At 63.8% G+C, this 254-nt stretch carries 1 pseudogene; it reads right to left on the bottom strand.

The window, feature by feature from the left end:
- Positions 1-123: 123 nt before the first annotated feature.
- Positions 124-254: pseudogene (locus tag U8525_RS34710) on the bottom strand (hypothetical protein); the annotation flags it as partial.

The raw sequence follows: 254 nt of genomic DNA, 5'->3' as shown, positions 1-254 counted from the left end.
CACCGGCTCACCGTGAAGGGGCCCTCCCGCCGCAAGGAGGAGAATCCGTCAACTTGAGCCCAGCGTCGCTTCGCTCCGACTGATCACGATGCTCCGAACCTGCTGATCACGATCGCCGAAACGCGCAAGGCTGTAGGGCGCCGAGTAGAAGTGGCCATGGACGTCGACGTGGTAGTCGATGTTCACCTTCACCCGCTTCCACTCCGACACCGCGTACCGCGTCGGCGGCAATGGCTTGAGGGCAGGCCTGTCCA

Origin of the sequence: Corallococcus sp. RDP092CA (assembly GCF_041903675.1) — a bacterium.
GTDB lineage: Bacteria > Myxococcota > Myxococcia > Myxococcales > Myxococcaceae > Corallococcus.
This window is presented reverse-complemented; position numbering and strand designations above follow the sequence as displayed.